General features: G+C 61.5%; 18 protein-coding genes. 12 read left to right on the forward strand and 6 right to left on the reverse strand.

The window, feature by feature from the left end; translation table 11 throughout:
• Nucleotides 1-31: 31 nt before the first annotated feature.
• The 3 genes from AB4Z13_RS22375 to AB4Z13_RS22385 all read right to left on the reverse strand — a co-directional run bounded on the left by AB4Z13_RS22375 (nucleotide 32) and on the right by AB4Z13_RS22385 (nucleotide 4,243).
• A complete protein-coding gene (locus AB4Z13_RS22375; protein WP_007815323.1) occupies nucleotides 32-814 on the reverse strand; it encodes an ATP-binding cassette domain-containing protein in 783 nt (260 codons plus the stop codon).
• Entirely contained in the window at nucleotides 807-3,062 is a 2,256-nt protein-coding gene (locus tag AB4Z13_RS22380) for an ABC transporter permease (protein ID WP_442206858.1), read from the reverse strand. The genes AB4Z13_RS22375 and AB4Z13_RS22380 overlap by 8 nt, the downstream gene beginning before the upstream one ends.
• Nucleotides 3,063-3,160: 98 nt before the next feature.
• Nucleotides 3,161-4,243 carry a substrate-binding domain-containing protein gene (locus tag AB4Z13_RS22385; RefSeq protein ID WP_113322496.1) on the reverse strand — a complete coding sequence of 361 codons (1,083 nt, stop codon included), beginning with the start codon at nucleotides 4,241-4,243 and terminating at the stop codon, nucleotides 3,161-3,163.
• A gap of 374 nt (nucleotides 4,244-4,617) precedes the next feature.
• Between AB4Z13_RS22385 and AB4Z13_RS22390 the strand changes: the two genes are divergently transcribed.
• Together AB4Z13_RS22390 and AB4Z13_RS22395 are read left to right on the forward strand one after the other, a co-directional pair.
• A complete protein-coding gene (locus AB4Z13_RS22390) occupies nucleotides 4,618-4,866 on the forward strand; it encodes a type II toxin-antitoxin system ParD family antitoxin (protein WP_113322497.1) in 249 nt (82 codons plus the stop codon).
• Nucleotides 4,863-5,153 carry a type II toxin-antitoxin system RelE/ParE family toxin gene (locus AB4Z13_RS22395; protein ID WP_439016164.1) on the forward strand — a complete coding sequence of 97 codons (291 nt, stop codon included), beginning with the start codon at nucleotides 4,863-4,865 and terminating at the stop codon, nucleotides 5,151-5,153. The genes AB4Z13_RS22390 and AB4Z13_RS22395 overlap by 4 nt, the downstream gene beginning before the upstream one ends.
• 220 nt (nucleotides 5,154-5,373) lie before the next feature.
• On the opposite strand, the gene AB4Z13_RS22400 is transcribed toward AB4Z13_RS22395, so the two are convergent.
• Together AB4Z13_RS22400 and AB4Z13_RS22405 are read right to left on the reverse strand one after the other, a co-directional pair.
• Nucleotides 5,374-6,567 (reverse strand): peptidase M14, encoded by a 1,194-nt coding sequence (locus AB4Z13_RS22400; protein ID WP_442206859.1) that lies wholly within the window; start codon nucleotides 6,565-6,567, stop codon nucleotides 5,374-5,376.
• Between the two features lie 177 nt (nucleotides 6,568-6,744).
• Nucleotides 6,745-7,500 carry an SDR family NAD(P)-dependent oxidoreductase gene (locus AB4Z13_RS22405; protein WP_442206860.1) on the reverse strand — a complete coding sequence of 252 codons (756 nt, stop codon included), beginning with the start codon at nucleotides 7,498-7,500 and terminating at the stop codon, nucleotides 6,745-6,747.
• 201 nt (nucleotides 7,501-7,701) lie between these two features.
• Between AB4Z13_RS22405 and AB4Z13_RS22410 the strand changes: the two genes are divergently transcribed.
• The 6 genes from AB4Z13_RS22410 (at nucleotide 7,702) to AB4Z13_RS22435 (ending at nucleotide 11,853) form a co-directional block, all read left to right on the forward strand.
• A complete protein-coding gene (locus AB4Z13_RS22410) occupies nucleotides 7,702-8,298 on the forward strand; it encodes a L,D-transpeptidase (RefSeq protein ID WP_113322500.1) in 597 nt (198 codons plus the stop codon).
• A 266-nt stretch (nucleotides 8,299-8,564) separates the two neighbouring features.
• Complete coding sequence (locus AB4Z13_RS22415; protein WP_007815309.1) at nucleotides 8,565-8,687, forward strand: hypothetical protein; 123 nt, start codon at nucleotides 8,565-8,567, stop codon at nucleotides 8,685-8,687.
• A 159-nt stretch (nucleotides 8,688-8,846) separates the two neighbouring features.
• Nucleotides 8,847-9,431, forward strand: a complete 585-nt coding sequence (locus AB4Z13_RS22420; protein WP_442206861.1) for a hypothetical protein — start codon at nucleotides 8,847-8,849, stop codon at nucleotides 9,429-9,431.
• 60 nt (nucleotides 9,432-9,491) lie between these two features.
• The gene (locus tag AB4Z13_RS22425) at nucleotides 9,492-10,079 is read left to right on the forward strand and encodes a protein-S-isoprenylcysteine O-methyltransferase (RefSeq protein ID WP_439016167.1); all 588 of its coding nucleotides are present in this window, start codon (nucleotides 9,492-9,494) and stop codon (nucleotides 10,077-10,079) included.
• A 113-nt stretch (nucleotides 10,080-10,192) separates the two neighbouring features.
• Entirely contained in the window at nucleotides 10,193-10,978 is a 786-nt protein-coding gene (locus AB4Z13_RS22430; protein ID WP_442206862.1) for a hypothetical protein, read from the forward strand.
• Nucleotides 10,975-11,853: an SDR family NAD(P)-dependent oxidoreductase gene (locus AB4Z13_RS22435; RefSeq protein WP_442206863.1), complete on the forward strand. Its 879-nt coding sequence runs from the start codon at nucleotides 10,975-10,977 to the stop codon at nucleotides 11,851-11,853. The genes AB4Z13_RS22430 and AB4Z13_RS22435 overlap by 4 nt, the downstream gene beginning before the upstream one ends.
• 64 nt (nucleotides 11,854-11,917) lie before the next feature.
• Here the strand turns inward: AB4Z13_RS22435 and AB4Z13_RS22440 are convergent, their stop codons facing one another.
• Nucleotides 11,918-12,205 (reverse strand): hypothetical protein, encoded by a 288-nt coding sequence (locus AB4Z13_RS22440; protein WP_442206864.1) that lies wholly within the window; start codon nucleotides 12,203-12,205, stop codon nucleotides 11,918-11,920.
• Nucleotides 12,206-12,382: 177 nt separating this feature from the next.
• On the opposite strand from AB4Z13_RS22440, the gene AB4Z13_RS22445 reads away from it, so the two are divergent.
• From AB4Z13_RS22445 to AB4Z13_RS22460, 4 genes are read left to right on the forward strand one after another with little or no spacing between them, the layout of a single operon-like run.
• Entirely contained in the window at nucleotides 12,383-13,072 is a 690-nt protein-coding gene (locus AB4Z13_RS22445) for a CerR family C-terminal domain-containing protein (RefSeq protein WP_442206865.1), read from the forward strand.
• Nucleotides 13,069-14,076: a secretion protein HlyD gene (hlyD, locus tag AB4Z13_RS22450; protein ID WP_442206866.1), complete on the forward strand. Its 1,008-nt coding sequence runs from the start codon at nucleotides 13,069-13,071 to the stop codon at nucleotides 14,074-14,076. The genes AB4Z13_RS22445 and hlyD overlap by 4 nt, the downstream gene beginning before the upstream one ends.
• Entirely contained in the window at nucleotides 14,073-15,818 is a 1,746-nt protein-coding gene (locus AB4Z13_RS22455; protein ID WP_007815295.1) for an ATP-binding cassette domain-containing protein, read from the forward strand. Before hlyD ends, AB4Z13_RS22455 begins: the two co-directional genes overlap by 4 nt.
• Nucleotides 15,815-16,939 (forward strand): ABC transporter permease, encoded by a 1,125-nt coding sequence (locus AB4Z13_RS22460; protein ID WP_007815294.1) that lies wholly within the window; start codon nucleotides 15,815-15,817, stop codon nucleotides 16,937-16,939. The genes AB4Z13_RS22455 and AB4Z13_RS22460 overlap by 4 nt, the downstream gene beginning before the upstream one ends.

Consider the following 16,939-nt stretch of genomic DNA (forward strand, 5'->3'; position numbering starts at 1 on the left):
CCGCTCTGGCGCAAGCGGAGCGGTCGAGCGATCAGATCTTTCTCGCCTCGTCGGCTGTCCGCGCGCTCTCTCGCGTGCCGGAAACGATGATCTCCAGCACTTCATGCTCGTCGGTATTCCTGATGTAACGATCGCCGACATATTCGCCGCGCTTGAGGACCATGACGCGATCGCCCACGGCAAAAATATCGACCAGGCGGTGTGAGATGATGATCTGGGCGACGCCCTGTCTCTTCAGTTCCAGCATGGTTTCGAGCAGCCGTTCCGTCGCCATCACGGAAAGGTTGGCGGTCGGCTCGTCGAGGATCACGACGCGCGGCTCGAACGAGATTGCGCGGGCGATCGCGACGGATTGCTGTCGGCCGCCCGACAGACTTTCGACCTTCTGATAGACGGAGTTCACGTCGACCTTGAGCCGCTTCAGCACGCTGTCGGCTTCCGCATACATCTTCCGCCTGTTAACGAAAGGGCCTTTGAGCGGCCAGCGGCCAAGGAAGATGTTCTGGCCGACATCCATGTTGCCGCAGAGCGCGAAATCCTGGTAGATCATCTCGATGCCGACGCCGCGGCTCTCGTGCGGGCTCTTGAACCGCACCGGTTGCCCGGCAACGAGGATATCACCCGCATCGCGCTGGTAAGCACCGGTCAGGATCTTCATGAGCGTCGATTTGCCGGCGGAATTGTCGCCGACCAGGCCGAGAATCTCACCGGGATAAAGCGTCAGATCAACCTTGCGAAGCGCCTGCACGGCCCCGAAGGCTTTTTCGATGCCCCGCATTTCCACGATCGGCGCGGATGGTGTCGCCTCAGCCATGACTGCTGTCCCCTGTTGACGCCCCTCTTCTCAGCCGGGCTCGCAGGCGTCCGAAAATATTGGCCTGGCGCACCCATATATCGATCAGCACCGCGACGATGAGGATGACGCCGATAAAGACGTTGATCCAGTGCTGCGGCATGCTGAACCCCTGGACGTTGAGTTGAAGCAGTGCGCGGACGAGCGTGATGACAGCGGCACCCGCAAGCGAACCGATCATCGTGCCGTAACCGCCGAAGATCGATCCGCCGCCGATGATGACGGAAGCGATCGCATCGAGCTCGCGAAACTGGCCGGCGACCGGGTTGAAGCTGCGGAAGTAGGCGACATTGATGATCCCGGCCATGGTTGCGCAGAGCGCCGACAGCATGAGCGAGATGAAGCGCACGCGGTTGGTGTTGATACCGGCATAGGCTGCGGCGCGCACGTTGCCGCCGGCCGCACAGACCTTCAGCCCGAACGGCGTATAGGCAAGCACGATACCGGCGATCACGGCGATGAAAAACATCCAGATCGTCTGGACGCTGACGACCTCGGCGACCGAGCGAATGATCCCCGGCGGCAGCGCAAGGCCGAAATGCAGGAGAACGTCATTCACCTTGCGCCCGAGCAGGTTATAGCCCTCGGGCCAGCCGGTCAGCTGTTGTCCCGCGACGAACCAGGCGGCGAGCCCCCGGGCAATGTAGAACATGCCGAGCGTGGCGATGAAGGCAGGCAGTTTGAAGCCGACGACGACCATGGCGTTGACGGCGCCGGCACACGTCCCTGCAAACAGGCCCATCGCCACGGCAGTGAGCGGGTCGGCGCCGAGCACCTTCAGGAAATAGGCCGCCGTGCTGCCGGCAAGGGCAAGCACCGCGCCGACGGAGAGATCGATATCGCCGGCTGCGATGACATAGGTGAGCCCGACCGTGATGAGGGCCAGTTCCGTGTAATTGAGCAGGATGGCAAAGGTATTGGGCAGGTTCCACCAGTAATCCGGCCTGAGCGCGAGGCCCGTCAGCCACAACACGACGGTCAGGATGATGGCCAGTGCGTCGCGGCGGGCGAGAAACTTGCCGAGCCCGGTGGCAGACAGCGCCATGTCGGCCGCCATCGCCCCCTTGGTCTGGACACCTTCGATCGCCACGCCGCCCATCTCATAGGCCGGCGGGGGCGGCCGGCGGCGCAGCCATGCCCATAGCCGGGCCGCAACCTGGCGCCGGATAAGGAAGGGCTCGATCAGCACGGCGATGACGAGAAGAAGACCCAGGAAAACCAGCACGGCGCCGGCCGGCAGGGTGAACTTGGCGCCGACTGCGATGCTTTCACCGTCGATCACGACGATGCGCGTGATCGGCCATCCCTCGCGCAGCACCTTGTCGATCAGCACGACGACCGCAGCACCCAGGCAAGACCCGATGACGCGCCCGCGCCCGCCCAGGATCGATGCGCCGCCGATGACGACGGATGCGATAACGGTGAGTTCCCAGCTGACACCATAGAGAGGGGTGACACCCTTATCCTGCGCGGCCGACAGGAGAGCTGCAAGGGTCGCGCAAAGCGAGGAGAGCAGATAGGCGCGAATGCGCACCCAGCGTGTGCGAATGCCGGCATAGACCGCCGCCTGCTCGTTTCCGCCGGTGGCGAAAGTCTCATAGCCCCAGCGGGTCTTGGCAAGCACAAGGGCCCCCACCATGGCGATGAGGAAGAAGATCGCGATCTGGTTGTTGAAGCCGAGGATATTCGTCTCTCCCAGGTGGAAGAACAGCGGATGGTCTTTCGCCTTGTCGGAATAATAGATTGCCTGACCGTGCGTCAGCGCCAGCACGAAGCCGCGACCGATGAAGAGGATCGTCAGCGTCGCGATGAAGGCCGGCACTTTCAGGACCGTGACGAGCACGCCGTTGATCAGGCCGATCGCTGTGCCCAAGAGCACGCAGAGGATCGCCGACTGGATCATGCCGAAATCGAGAAAGCTCGGGGAAAAAAGCCTGGCGAAGACGACGGCGATCAGACCGTAGGTCGAACCGACCGAAAGATCGAGATCCCTGTTGACGATGACGAAAGTCATCCCGACCGCGATGATCCCCACACGGGACGTATCGCGCAGAAGCGCGTGAAGGGCCTCTGTCGATCCGAAGAAGGCCGGATTGACGATGGCCCCGCCGAAGTAGAGCAGCGCAAGAAACATGAGGAGCCCCGCCTCCCAGCCGCCGACGAGCTGGGGCGGCGCACGGCCGAGCGATGTCGTCGTGGCGGGCTCCATGAGTTTCTACCGAATGAGTTCTACCGACCGATCCTTGCTTTGACGTGGCGGGACGGCTCGCACCCTCCCGCCTTGATTTCAGACGTTTCGAACGGCAGTCAGTTCTCGAAGCGCTTGCCGACGTTGGCGACCGTTTCCTTCGTCACGAGCTGGGCACGCGTGTCGAGATTGGCAGCTGCGATACCGCGATCGATCTGGAGATAGAGCTGCATGACAGGCCAGAAGCCCTGCAGGAAGGGCTGCTGGCCGAGCGAGCCGGTCAGATTCCCCGCTGCGATGCCTTCCTGCTGTGCCGGGCCGAGATCGAAACCATAAGCGCACAACTTGCCGGTCTTCCCCATCTGGGCAACCGCCTTGACGAGCGGCGGCGTAAAGACGTTGTTGGCTGTGAAGGCGCCGACCACGTCGCCGCGGGACTCGAAGAGCGAAACAAGTGCATTGACGGGGTCGTTCGGGTTCGTGTCGATGCCGACATTCTCCGGACCGGCGTCAACCTTGAAGGCATCGAGCTTGCCGGCGTCCTTCAACGTCTTGACGATGGCATTGAAGGCGGCGGTGACACGGTTGTTCACCTCGATATTGCCCATCGCCGTGGAGGACGGCAGCACGATCGAGCCGCTGGTCGCGCCACTGGCAAGCACGCAATTTGCAAGCGCCTCGCCGCCGATTGCCGCCGCCGACGCATCCTGGCCGGTGTGGCTGATCGCGCTCCGGTGCAGAATGTTGCCGTCGAACGAGTTGGTCGTCGCGATCGGGATGCCGGCCGCCTCGGCAGCCTTGACGATGTCGTTATAGGCGCCGACCTGCGGCGTCGTCATGATGATGCCGTCGATCGTCGGGTCCTGAATGATCTGGTTCAGGATCTCGAGCTCGCGGGCGGGGTCGTCCACCGGCGATTCTGAACCGAGCAGCAATATCTTGGCACCGATCATATTGCCGGCGACGGTCGCGCCGACATAGACAGGGTCAAAGAAGCCGTTGCCTGCCGTATGCGTTACGATCGCGAAGGTCAGATGACCGTCAGCCGAATGGAAATCCTTCGTGCCGGGGGCCTCTTTTGCGGCTTCCTCGAAGTTGTAGCCGCCAACCGCTTTCTCGACGCCGCCCGACTGCGCAAATGCATGCGAGACACCGAGCGATAGTATCGCGGCTGATGCCGCGTAGAACAATACCCGCCTCATGATTGGTCCTCCCTTGAAACCAAGGGAGGAAAGCCGTCGGGCGCAATGTATCGAGAGTGGGGCCGAAGGCTTATCCTCCCATTTGCTAATATTCTGCGCAATTCCGACCCAAGTAAACGGATAAGTTGATCATCCCGGCGAATTTGTTTGCTTTGGAAGCATCCGATAACCGATTTTGATTGGCAGGCATCTCTTTGATCGTGCGGTTTCTGCGCTCGACCTGACCATTGGGTGAGCGCCGCCCGTCCATTCGGATGCACAAAGGACGATTTTGGGGCCGATGCTGGAGGGCTGCACGCATCGCCGGTTGCCATCTTTCAAATATTGGCAATCCTTGCCAAAATATGCCATTCTATCCAAGTGAGGTGATTGATATGGCAACCATGAATGTTTCCCTGCCCGACCCGATGAAGGAGTGGGTGGAAGCCCAGACCAGGACGGGGCGCTACAGCAACGCAAGCGATTATGTCCGTGATCTGATCCGGCGCGATCAGGAGCGATCGGACAAGCTGGCAGAGCTGCAGCGGCTTGTTACCGAAGGTTTGGACAGTGGCGTCAGCGACCGCACGAAGGAAGATATTCTCCAGGCTGCGCGTGAACGGTTGGCCGCCAGCCGGGCATGAAATACCGCACAACCTTTGAAGCGGATCGGGATATAATCGATATCTACGTTCTCGGCGCCGAACAGTTCGGCGTCGCGCAGTCCGAGCGATATGTGGACGAGTTGTTCGGCACGTTCGAATTGCTTGCCGATAATCCGCAAATGGCCCGGGAGCGCCGGGAACTGAACCCGCCCATGCGGCTTCATCCCTATCAGGCACACATGATTGCCTACACAATCCGGGAGCACGGCATTCTGATTGTTCGCGTCCTGCACGGTCGGCAGGATTGGCAAGGTCTTTTCAGCTAGGAACCGGCAGGAATCGTGTGTCCTCAATCAGGCTCCTGATATCACTTCCCCTATGCCGCCCCGCATAAAGCGGAAGCGCCGCTAGCGATAACGCCATCGCCCGCCGACCGCGGTTACGCCATGCATACCGCGAGAAAAAAAGCGCAAGCGGCGAACGGATCAGCAAAGACAGGCCGTAGCGCAATGCTGGAATGGTGCCGGATCGCCGCGTGACCGCGGATTACTCGGGATAGGCCTCAGCGCCCTCCAGCGCCGCCTTGTGGAAGAGGATGAAGACCAGGGGGTTGCCGGGCTCGGACATTGCATCACTGCGCTGGCCCGTTATCTCTCCGGCCACGGCGCTCGTATATTCCGCGACCACTTCGCCGAAGCTGTTGCGCTGGATGGCCACCTTCTGTCCGGGTTCGACCTTGTCGTTGAGCTTGACCAGATGCTCGACGATCCCGCCCTGGGTTGCCAGGATCGGGAATGCACTGTTGCCGACGAAGACATTCACGTCCTTGCCTGTCCGGCCCATCGGCCCGGCAACGATGCCGTGATGCTTGAGGACGTTCATCGTGCCTTCCACGAACAGCGCGATCATCTCGATGTCCAGAACGCGGGCTGCGCCGATCTCCGGCGTAAAGGAGGGGATGCCCTCATCCATGAACGCGTTGTGCAGGACACCGGGATAGACATGGTTGTCGAAGATCTGGCCGACGGGATAGAGCTCCACCATGGCCTTGACCTCGGGCACATCCATGCCGCCAATATTGAATGCGGTGACTTCGAACCCGGTTGTTCCGGTGTGGAAGTCGATCGCGAAGTCGGCGTTCGGCCGCAGCAGCCGGTTGAACAGCAGCCCGGCATGCCGGCTGGGCGCGGAGGCACCGTTCTCGTTCCCCGGCCATTCCCTGTTCATATCGATCAGATCTACGCCCCTGCCCTGATTGGGCCACCTGCGCTGCATGCTTTCAAGGGCCGGGCGTGCCACGTCGGTGACCGCCATGACCGTGCCCGACATCTGCGCCGGATCGAGCTGGTTCATCACGGTCTGGACCGTGTGAATATTGCTCATTTCATCGCCATGCACACCGCTGGTCAGGATGCCGCGCTTGCCCGGCTTTGCCCCCTTGGCGACCGTCACCGACACGTACCAGTGCTGCCCCGTGGGCATCTGCGCACCCTGAAAATACAGGAGGTGCTTCTGCCCGGGCTCCAGGTCGTCGACGTCGAGCGCGCTGACGACCTTTTTCCCCTGGATGACATCGCCGGTATAGACCGTTCCCGAGGCTGGATTGGCAGCGGGTTTCGCTGCGTCCTGGCCATTCGCAGCACCGGTGCTGACGGCCAGGGCAGCCGACGCGCCGACCGTGGCAATGGATGCGATCAGGAGATCGCGGCGATCGATGCCCTTCTTCGATTTGTCCGACATGATGGAAGCCCTTTGTGTTGAGAACAACGGCATGTACATCGGTCGCGAGAAGCCCGCGCAACTTCAATCTAGGGTAAGCTGCCGAACTGGCAAGCTTGGGTAATTCCCGCAAACCTTTGCCGGGCTATGAACGGACAACCTCCCGAAAGCTCACATCTAGAGCCTTTCCTGGTTACTCTAGTGAGCAGTATAGGCCCCATCCACCAGGTAATGAGCGCCTGTAATGAAGCTCGCCTGCTCGGACAGCAGGAAGCTGACGAGATTGGCGACCTCGTCCGGTGTCCCTCGCCGGCACATTGGCTGCAGCGCCGCCATCCGCCTTGTGCTCGCTGCTTCCAGATGCTCCGACAGGAGTGGCGTGTCGATCCAGCCGGGACCGACAGCGTTTACCCGGATTCCATATCGTGCATATTCTATTGCGGCGACCTTCGTCAGTCCGACAACGCCGTGCTTGGCTGTGGTATAGGCGGCCGCGGTCGGCAAGCCGACGGCCCCAAGGGCCGACGACATGTTCACGATTGCCCCCCCGCCCGATTTCAGCATCGCGCCGATCTCGCATTTCATGCAGTAGAAAACGCTGTTCAGATTGACGTTCATCAATCTGTGCCAATCGTCGAGCGGATAGTCTGCGACCGCTGCCCGCACGCCATCGACCCCGGCATTATTGACGGCGAGATTGAGACCGCCACATTCCTCGACGGCAAAATGGACAAGCCTCTGCACGGCCTCGAAATCGGTCACATCGACGACAAAGGCGCGGGCGCGCCCGCCGTCCGAAGTAATTTCCGCGGCAGTCTTGTGTGCAGCATCCTCATTGAGATCGGCAACGACGACCTCGGCACCCTCGTTGGCGAGCTGCCGGGACACGGCAGCCCCGATACCGGAGCCCCCACCCGTCACGATCGCGACTTTTCCTTCCAGGCAAAGTTTCATCGCTTCCTTCCATTCCCGTATTCTAATACTCTTGCAAAACGAGTGGCCAAGGCAAGGAGATTCGTGAATGATCAAAATGCATACTATTACAAGTTGCGAAGCTTGTCCGCCTGCCAGATACGCAATTCCACAGAAGCGAATGGGCCGGAAATGAGCCCGCTGCTGACCGGAAAACATCGAAGCTGACGAGGGTAGGTGGAAATGAACGAAAGGGCAGCAGTCACGCGCCGGGGCCTCGTATTGGGCAGCCTGGCACTGATGCTTCATGGATGCAGTACGACATCGGATGGCCCGCCGCTGGGCTACCGGGTTTTGGGAAGGGATCCGGATGCCGATCCCCGCTATCGCCGGCAGGAAGTGGCCTATGACGGAGGCGAGCCGCCCGGCACCATCGTCGTCGACACGGGCGCACGCTATCTCTTTTTCGTCGAGGACGGCGGCGTTGCCACGCGCTATGGCGTCGCCGTTGGCGAGGAAGGCTTAAGCTTCAAGGGCGAAGCCACGATCGGCCGCAAGGCGGAGTGGCCCTCGTGGAAGCCCACCGACGACATGATCGCGCGCAAGCCGCGGCTCGCCCAGTATGCCGATGGCGTGCCGGGAGGACCGGACAACCCGCTGGGGGCTGCCGCCCTTTACCTCTACCAGGGCGGCCAGGACACGCTCTTCCGGCTGCACGGAACCAATGCGCCCTGGTCGATCGGTCATGCAGTGTCGAACGGCTGCATTCGCCTGACCAATGCAAACATCGTCGACCTCTATTCCCGCACCCGGGTGGGAACGCGTGTGGTCGTCATTTAAAGCATGTCGCGCAAAAGTGTGCCGCGGTTTTGCGATAACGACATGCGAAAACAAAAGCCTGAAACGTGGCAAACGGATCTGAAAGATCGCGGCGCGCTTCAGTGCCGTTTACCATGTGAAATTACGGGGTTGGCCACACCGGTAAGTATCTGCTAATGTAGATTCGTTGCACATTGCATCACTCCCGCACTGTCCAAGGTGCCGATTATCGTCAAACTTTGAGGTGCAGCTCTTTCAGGCCTGCACCAGGATGAGGAGAGGACTTAATGAGCAGAATTTTATTCGTGATCCTAGCAACGCTTGCGGTGGCCAATCTGAGTGCCTGCGGGTCGATTGGTAAAGGCAAGGGGAAAGCTCCACCGCCTGCGGCAACGGCCGTCTACAAGTAAAATTCGCATGAACTTAGGAAGGGCTCGATAGGCCCTTCCTCTCTCTAACATCCTAAAACGGCCAGGATTGATCCCGCCTGCCATTCAGGACGCAGGAACGGCGCATCAGCTGGCATCATCAGGCCTGCATTCGCAGGAGCCTGCACATGGAGCGTGTTGATGGCGCTTGGAAAAAGCCGCTTGTGCTTGATCGCCATTTTGGCGGTTGTGGTATCATCGTGTCAGTCAGAAGACAAAGCCCCCCAGCCACGTTTTACATCCGATGCCCGTGACCTGAAGAAACCGGGCACGACTCAAGACCAGGCAGGACGGCGTTTCATCGAATTCCGCTCGCGTTATGCGCTGACCTACGGTCACACCTATGTCGTCTTCGGCAGCGCCGACAAAAACGGAAGAATGATCAATCCCGATGTTGCGGGACTTGCCCCGGCTTCGGAAGATGCCGCGCCCTATGTCATCGGCCACTTCATTCCCGTCCCCGCCACGACAGGCCCAACGGATGGCGACCTCGAAGAGCAGTACCGCTCGGCAAGCTGGCGCGTGATGCTGACGGATGCCGAATATGACGACACGGTCGCCTATATTCGCAAGCTCCAGGCACGCAGCCGTCTCTGGGAAGCGACCGTCTACAATTGCAATGCCTTCGTGGCCGATATCGCCAAGCATATGGGGTATAAGACGCCCGGCATCTGGCTTCGCCCGCAGCAATTCATTACAAATCTGCGGGAGATGAATACGGGTTGATAGAAAAGCAGGGCGATCCCGGAAAACGGATCGTGGAAAGGTTCTGGTGCCGATTTGAACTTGTCAGTTCACACCATTGGCGAGATCGTCTGGGTCCTCGGAATTATCGCATGGTACGTCATTCGATATCCATTTGAGCGCCGCGGCAAACGCGTGCCCGTCGTCAGCAGCCAGCGGAGCGTCTCGGAGAAGATAGCCCTTGCGGCGGCTCTCGCGGGGCTTGCGATCGTGCCCGGATTTTACGTAGCGACAGGCATCCCGAAAGCTGCCGACTACCCTGCCCACCTGTGGGCGGTCGTGCTTGGGGCCGCCATCTTCGCGCTCGCCATGTGGGTCTTTCGCAGAACCCACAAGCAGCTGGGACGAAACTGGTCCATCACGCTGGAAATCCGCCAGAAGCACGAGCTGATATCATCAGGTCCCTACGCGCTGGTGCGCCACCCCATGTACACTTCCTTCATGCTGATGGGCCTTGCCCAGGCTTTCCTCCTGTCGAACTGGGTGGCGGGTCTCGCAGGCCTTATCGGCTTTGCCGTGCTGTTCTTCCTGCGGGTGGACAAGGAAGAGCGTATGATGATGGAGGTTTTTGGTCCCGAGTACCGCGCCTATATGGACAGAACGAAGCGGATCATCCCTTATCTCTATTAGAGCAATTCCAGCAAAGTGTGCAGCGGTTTTGCGTCCGCAATTGCGTGAAAACAAGGAGATAGAGCATTTCCGTGTTTCGAGGAAAAACGGAAAGGCTCTAGGAGGAGGGCACGATGAGGGGACGGACAATCAGGCTTTCGCCCGCAAGGCGGCTTGTCGGAGATCTCATGCGATTTTCGATCGGCATCCCGCGCGTCACCGTGCAGCGGCAGATGAATATCCGCCCGCTGCTGGATGCCCGAAGCGCCTGCGATCCGCGCCCGTCATGGACCGTGCTGTTCCTGAAAGGCTATGCGCTGCTTTCGAAGGAGACCCCGGATCTCCGGCGCGCCTATATCAAATTCCCGATTCATCAGCTCTACGAATATCCCGAAAGCGTGGCCTCCATCGCCCATGAGCGCGAGCATGAGGGCGAGCGGATCGTCCTCCTGAGCAAGATAAAGGGACCGGAACAGCGCCCCATTCCCGAGCTGGAAAAACTGATCCGCGACGCCCGCTCGCTGCCGATTGGCGAGATCAAGGACTTCCGGCGTTCGCTCAAACTTGCCCGGGCGCCTGCCCTGCTCCGCTGGTCCATGATGTGGCTCGGGCTCAACCTGGCAAAACGGCGTGGGCACTATTTCGGCACGTTCCAGTTCTCTGTCTATTCCGGCCTCGGCGCCGAATCCTTGAACCCCCTGACGCCGCTCACCACGCTGCTGAACTATGGTCCGATCGATGCTGACGGCTCTGTCACCGTGCGCATCCACTACGACCACCGCGTCATGGATGGCGCCAGCATCGCCCGGGCATTGGAGCGGTTCGAAAAGATCCTGAACGGCGAGGTCACCGACGAGGTCAGGGGGTTGCCGCAGGCGGAAAAGCCCGCCGGCATATCGATTGCAGGAATTGCCCCATGAGCGAAAGCGCCGAGCAGCGCTTGGCTGTCGTCGTTCTCGGTGCATCCCGCGGTATCGGGCGGGCCATTGCCAAAGTCGCCGCGCGCGAGGGCAATATCACCGTGCTCGTGGCGCGCTCCGCCGAAGGCCTTGCGGCCGCCGCAGCCGAGATCAAACAGGCGGGCGGCGAAGCCTTCACGATTGAACTCGACCTCGCCTCTGCGGATGCATCCGCCCGGCTGGAATCCTATCTCGCCGAAAATGGATTGACCTGCAGCGTTCTGGTTAACAGCGCCGGTTATGGGCTGCGCGGCGCGGCAACCTCCCTGCCCGCCGAGGATCAGCTTGGGATCATCGACGTCAACATCCGCGCGCTCGCCGACATGACCCTTCGCTTCCTGCCGGGCATGGTGGCGCGCCGCAGCGGCGGCGTCATCAATCTCGGCTCCGTCGCCGGTTTCACGCCAGGCCCCTACATGGCCTTCTATTACGCCAGCAAGAATTTCGTGCGCGCCTTCTCGACCGCCCTGCATGAGGAAGTCCGCCGCTTCGGTGTGACGGTAACCTGCGTCGCCCCCGGCCCTGTCTCGACCGACTTTCTGGAAAAATCCGGCGCCGACCGGGCCGCCCTCTTCAAGGTCCTACCCAAGCTCGATGCCGATTATGTGGCCGAGCAGGCATGGCGCGGCTTCAAGTCCGGCCGCTGCCTCGTCATTCCAGGCATCTCCTCGAAGCTCGCCGCCTTCATCGCGAGGATCTTGCCGACAGCGCTGGCCCTGCGCCTCATCGGCCGGGCTCAACGCCGCAAAAGAGACCCGAGCCCCCATCGGCCGGAAACGAGCCCTGCGGCACCGGCCCGTAAACCGGAATCGGCCTTCGGAAAGCCCGATGTCTAGGCTCAGAAGGCGTCCTTCGTGCCTGAGAATGGACGCGCAGCGCTTCGGCCGAGGTTGGCCGGGATTAGGGCTGGTCGTCGCTGCGCACGAAAACCTGCTTTGAATGATCAGGCTGATCGGCCTGCGGTGGCTCTCGGCTGATCCGCAGCCACCAGACCGCGCTCATATGCGGCGCCGTCAGTTGTCCGTCATGCGGCGATGGTTTCACGACCTCGTTCTGAATGCGATCGCCTTTTCCGGGTGCAATATCGTCAGCGCAAGCCATGGTCACAGGAAGAGCAAGAGCCGCGCTCGCGAGGAGCGCTCTCCAGGCATGTCTTGCAGCGCTTGGCATGACGGGCCGGTTTCTCATCAGCCCATTCAGCCAGAATATTAGCCTTTACGGAAGTACGAAACGGTAAATGCGCCGGCAGTAAACGTAAATATACTGACGGTTCGCGCCCGCAACCCTCATACATATCAGGACGGGCCGAGCAAGATAAACATTCATTCGATTGACTGAAACTTTCGTTGGGGCTATACATGAGACATGACTGATGAACAAAACCAACCGAACCGCGCCGAAATCACCCGGGAAAAGCTCCTGTCCGCGGCGCTCGATGTCTTCGGCCGCTATGGCTTCGACGGCACCTCGACGCGCCAGCTCAGCGAAGCCGCCGGCGTCAACCTTCAGGCCATTCCCTATTATTTCGGCGGCAAGGAAGGCCTCTATGTCGCGACGGCAGAATATCTGGTCTCGCGCATCGACCGCCATGTCGGCTCCCTGCGCCAGCAGATCGGCGCCCATTTCATGGCGCTCGAGGCTGCGGGTCGGACACTGAGCGAAGAGGATGCGCGACGCCTGCTGACGGAGATGGGCGCGACCATGGTCAGCCTTTTCGTCAGCAAGGAGTCCGAGCCCTGGGCGCGCTTCATCATCCGCGAGCAGATGGAGCCGACCGAGGCCTTCGCCCGTGTCTATCAGGGCCTCATGCGCCCGATGATCGAAATGGCGCGCCGCATGATCGGCACCATCCTGCAGGAAGACCCGGCCAGCGAGCATGTGCGGCTGCGCACCCTCGCCTTCGTCGGCAACATCATGGTCTTCCGCGTCGCCCATGCGGCCGTTCTCGCCCAGATGGAGTGGCAGTCGGTCGGGTCAGAACAACTCCAGACCCTGCGTAACCTCGTTGCGGAGCTTGTCGGCCAGCTGCGTCAGGCGAAAGGAAATACAAGATGAGACGGATCCTCCCCCTTGCCATCCTCATTCTCGTTGCGGCGGGCGCTGCCGCCTGGTGGTACGGCCTGCCCCAGAAGCTCGGCTGGCTGCCGGAACGCACCAAGGAATTCGCGCTCTATGGCAATGTCGATATCCGCCAGGTCTCTCTCGGTTTCCGCGTCGATGGCCGGCTTGCCTCGCTCGCCGTCGATGAGGGCGACATGATCAAGAGCGGCGATGTGCTCGGCAAGCTCGACGTCGCACCTTTCGAAGCGGCTGTCGCCTCGGCGCAAGCCAATGTCGCCGCCCTGCAGGCGACGCTCGACAAGCTGAAGGCCGGTCCGCGCCCGACGGAGATCGCCCAGGCGCAAGCCTCCTATGATGAAAGCCTGGCTGCGCTGCGCAATGCCAATATCGCCTATGACCGCGCCCGCCAGCTCCGCCCTCAGGGCACGATATCGGAGGCGAACCTCGATCAGGCGACCGCCAATCGTTCGATGGCGGCAGCACGTGCGGATTCCGCCAATGAAGCGCTGAAACTCCTGCAGGAGGGCAGCCGCGTGGAAGACATTGCCAATGCCGAGGCGCAATTGAAGGCCGCGCAATCTGCACTGGTCTCCGCCCGCATCTCGCTTGCTGATACCGAACTGCGCGCGCCGAATGACGGTGTCATCCTGTCGCGCGTGCGGGAACCCGGCGCCATCGTTTCGCCGGCTGATACGGTCTATGTCCTCTCCCTCACGCAGCCGGTCTGGGTGCGCAGCTATGTGGCGGAAGGCGATCTCGGCCGCCTGCATCCCGGCATGAAGGTCGAGGTCACCTCCGATACTCGAGCCGACAAGCCCTATGAAGGCACGATCGGCTTCATTTCGCCGGTCGCCGAATTCACGCCGAAATCGGTCGAGACGCCGGAGCTTCGCACCGATCTCGTCTATCGCCTGCGCATCGTCATCGACAAGCCCGGCCCGGACCTGCGCCAGGGCATGCCGGTCACCGTGCGCTTTCCCTCGCTGGCCGCACAATGAGCGCGTCTCCCGCCCCAAAGGATGAAGCGCTGGTGCGGCTTGCCGATGTAACCAAGCGCTTCAGCGATGGCCCGCCGGCACTCGATGCCGTCTCCGGCGAGGTGAAGGGCGGCGCGATCACCGGCCTCGTCGGCCCCGACGGCGCCGGCAAGACGACGCTGATCCGACTGATGACCGGCCTGATGATGCCCGATAGCGGCACGGTGGAGGTGCTGGGCTTCGATACGCAGAAGAACCCGGCCGCCATCCAGGCCTCGATCGGCTACATGCCGCAGCGCTTCGGCCTCTATGAGGATCTGTCGGTTCAGGAAAATCTCGATCTCTACGCCGATCTGCGCGGCCTCCCAAAGGCCGAACGCGCAGCCTCCTTCGAGGAACTGCTGACCTTCACCGATCTCAAGCGCTTCACGACGCGGCTTGCCGGTAAGCTCTCGGGCGGCATGAAACAGAAGCTCGGCCTTGCCTGCGCACTGCTGAAGAAGCCGCGCCTGCTGCTGCTCGATGAACCGGGCGTCGGCGTCGATCCGATCTCGCGGCGCGACCTCTGGAAGATGGTCGAGAACCTGACGCAGGAAGGCATCGGCGTGCTCTGGTCGACCGCCTATCTGGATGAGGCAGAGGCCTGTGATCACGTTCTGCTGCTCAATCAGGGCAAGCTGCTCTTTTCCGGCAAGCCGCATGACCTGACCGGCCGCGTGGAAGACCGCGTCTTCAAGGTATCGGGCGTGACGGGCCGCAGGCGGCAGGTGCTGGCCGAACTGCTGCAGACAAAGGGTGTCATCGATGGCGTCATCCAAGGCGATGCCATCCGCCTCGTCACCGGCAAGGATGAGACGCCTGATATCGGCGGTGCCGGCGGTGAAGCAAAGCTCGCGCCCACCCCTCCCCGCTTCGAGGATGCCTTCATCGATATGCTCGGCGGTGGCCCCGGCGGGCGCTCGAAACTCGCCGAAGCGCAAGCGGCGCCAAGCGAGATGGGTGATCGTCCCGTCATCGAGGCGCATGGCCTGACCAAGCGCTTCGGAGATTTCACCGCTGCCGACAAGATCACCTTCGATATAAGCCGCGGCGAGATCTTCGGCCTGCTCGGCCCGAATGGTGCGGGCAAGTCCACCACTTTCAAGATGCTCTGCGGCCTGTTGAAGCCGACGGAGGGCGAAGGCCGTGTTGCCGGCTTCGACCTGCGCAAGGATGCCGCCGAAGCGCGCAACCAGCTCGGCTACATGGCGCAGAAATTCTCGCTCTATGGCGATCTCACCGTCATGCAGAATCTCGAATTCTTCGCCGGCGTCTACGGCCTCTCCGGCAATCGCCGGCGCGAGCGCATCGAGTTGATGACCGATATATTCGATTTCGGCCGCCACGCGCGCCATTCGGCCAAGGACCTGCCGCTCGGCCTGAAACAGCGGCTGGCGCTCGCCTGCGCCGTTATGCATGAACCGCGCGCCCTCTTCCTCGACGAACCCACATCAGGCGTCGATCCGATCACGCGGCGCGAATTCTGGACCCATATCAATGCACTCGTCGAAAAGGGCGTCACGGTGCTCGTGACGACGCATTTCATGGACGAGGCCGAATATTGCGACCGCATCTCGCTGATCTATCGCGGCCGCTCGATCGCGCTCGGCTCGCCCGATGAGCTGAAGGCGCGTGTCGCCACCAGGGAGCAGCCGGACCCGACGATGGAGGACGCCTTCATCGCCCTTGTTCAGGAGTCGGAAACGGAAGGGGAAGCCGCGTGAGCACCTCTTCCCGCATCCGCCGCTTCGTCGCCCTCGTGCGCAAGGAAAGCTATCAGGCGATCCGTGATCCCAGCACCATTCTCATCGCCTTCGTGTTGCCGCTGATCCTGCTCTTCCTCTTCGGCTATGGCGTGTCGCTGGATACGACCCGCACCCGCATCGGCCTCGTGCTGGAACAGGCCACACCCTTGACGCAGGACCTCGCGGCAAGCTTCCAGGCCTCCCGCTATTTCTCCGTCACTGTTGGCCGCGACCGGCGCATGTTCGAAGAGGATCTCGTTCTCGGCAATGTGCGCGGCATCGTCGTCATCCCCGCCGATTTCACGACAGACTATGCCGCCGGCAACCACCCGCAGATCCAGGTTCTCGTCGACGGTTCGGACCCGAATACCGCCAATTTCGTGCAGAACTATGCGCAAGGGACCGTCGCCAATTGGGAGCGGCAGCGGCAATCCGAGACGGTGGCCGCCGGTCCGCCGATCTCCATCGAGCAGCGCTTCTGGTTCAATCCGGAGCTCACGAGCCGCAACTTCCTCGTCCCCGGCTCTATCGCCATCGTCATGACGCTGGTCGGCACGCTGCTCACCTCTCTCGTCGTCGCCCGCGAATGGGAGCGCGGCACGATGGAGGCGGTGATGGCGACACCTGTAACATCTGCCGAGCTGCTTGCCGGCAAGATCCTTCCCTATTTCCTGCTCGGCCTCGCCTCGATGACGCTCTGCGTGCTGCTCGCCGTATTCCTCTTCGGCGTGCCGTTCCGCGGCTCGGTCGCAGCGCTCTATGCCCTGTCAGCCGCCTTCCTGATCCCCGCGCTCGGCCAGGGCCTGTTGATCTCCACGGCAACCAAGAACCAGTTCCTCGCCTCGCAGATCGCGCTGATCACGGCCTTTCTGCCGGCCTTCCTGCTGTCGGGCTTTCTCTTCGAGATCAATTCCATGCCCGCAATCATCCAGTGGATCACCATCATCGTGCCGGCCCGCTATCTGATCCCCAGCCTGCAGACGGTGTTCCTGGCAGGCGATATCTGGCCAATGTTCGCCCGCTCCATCGCCGTCATGCTCACGATCGGCGGCATCATGTTTGTGCTCGCCGCCCGCAGCACCAGAAAGAGGATCGGCTGA

This window comes from Rhizobium sp. YAF28 (genome assembly GCF_052113285.1).
GTDB lineage: Bacteria > Pseudomonadota > Alphaproteobacteria > Rhizobiales > Rhizobiaceae > Rhizobium.

Coding starts and splice junctions, on each gene's coding strand:
- AB4Z13_RS22375 (WP_007815323.1), bottom strand. CDS start 814: ATGGCTGAGGCGACACCATCCGCGCCGATCGTGGAAATGCGGGGCATC.
- AB4Z13_RS22380 (WP_442206858.1), bottom strand. CDS start 3,062: ATGGAGCCCGCCACGACGACATCGCTCGGCCGTGCGCCGCCCCAGCTC.
- AB4Z13_RS22385 (WP_113322496.1), bottom strand. CDS start 4,243: ATGAGGCGGGTATTGTTCTACGCGGCATCAGCCGCGATACTATCGCTC.
- AB4Z13_RS22390 (WP_113322497.1), top strand. CDS start 4,618: ATGGCAACCATGAATGTTTCCCTGCCCGACCCGATGAAGGAGTGGGTG.
- AB4Z13_RS22395 (WP_439016164.1), top strand. CDS start 4,863: ATGAAATACCGCACAACCTTTGAAGCGGATCGGGATATAATCGATATC.
- AB4Z13_RS22400 (WP_442206859.1), bottom strand. CDS start 6,567: ATGTCGGACAAATCGAAGAAGGGCATCGATCGCCGCGATCTCCTGATC.
- AB4Z13_RS22405 (WP_442206860.1), bottom strand. CDS start 7,500: ATGAAACTTTGCCTGGAAGGAAAAGTCGCGATCGTGACGGGTGGGGGC.
- AB4Z13_RS22410 (WP_113322500.1), top strand. CDS start 7,702: ATGAACGAAAGGGCAGCAGTCACGCGCCGGGGCCTCGTATTGGGCAGC.
- AB4Z13_RS22415 (WP_007815309.1), top strand. CDS start 8,565: ATGAGCAGAATTTTATTCGTGATCCTAGCAACGCTTGCGGTGGCCAAT.
- AB4Z13_RS22420 (WP_442206861.1), top strand. CDS start 8,847: ATGGCGCTTGGAAAAAGCCGCTTGTGCTTGATCGCCATTTTGGCGGTT.
- AB4Z13_RS22430 (WP_442206862.1), top strand. CDS start 10,193: ATGAGGGGACGGACAATCAGGCTTTCGCCCGCAAGGCGGCTTGTCGGA.
- AB4Z13_RS22435 (WP_442206863.1), top strand. CDS start 10,975: ATGAGCGAAAGCGCCGAGCAGCGCTTGGCTGTCGTCGTTCTCGGTGCA.
- AB4Z13_RS22440 (WP_442206864.1), bottom strand. CDS start 12,205: ATGAGAAACCGGCCCGTCATGCCAAGCGCTGCAAGACATGCCTGGAGA.
- AB4Z13_RS22445 (WP_442206865.1), top strand. CDS start 12,383: ATGACTGATGAACAAAACCAACCGAACCGCGCCGAAATCACCCGGGAA.
- hlyD (WP_442206866.1), top strand. CDS start 13,069: ATGAGACGGATCCTCCCCCTTGCCATCCTCATTCTCGTTGCGGCGGGC.
- AB4Z13_RS22455 (WP_007815295.1), top strand. CDS start 14,073: ATGAGCGCGTCTCCCGCCCCAAAGGATGAAGCGCTGGTGCGGCTTGCC.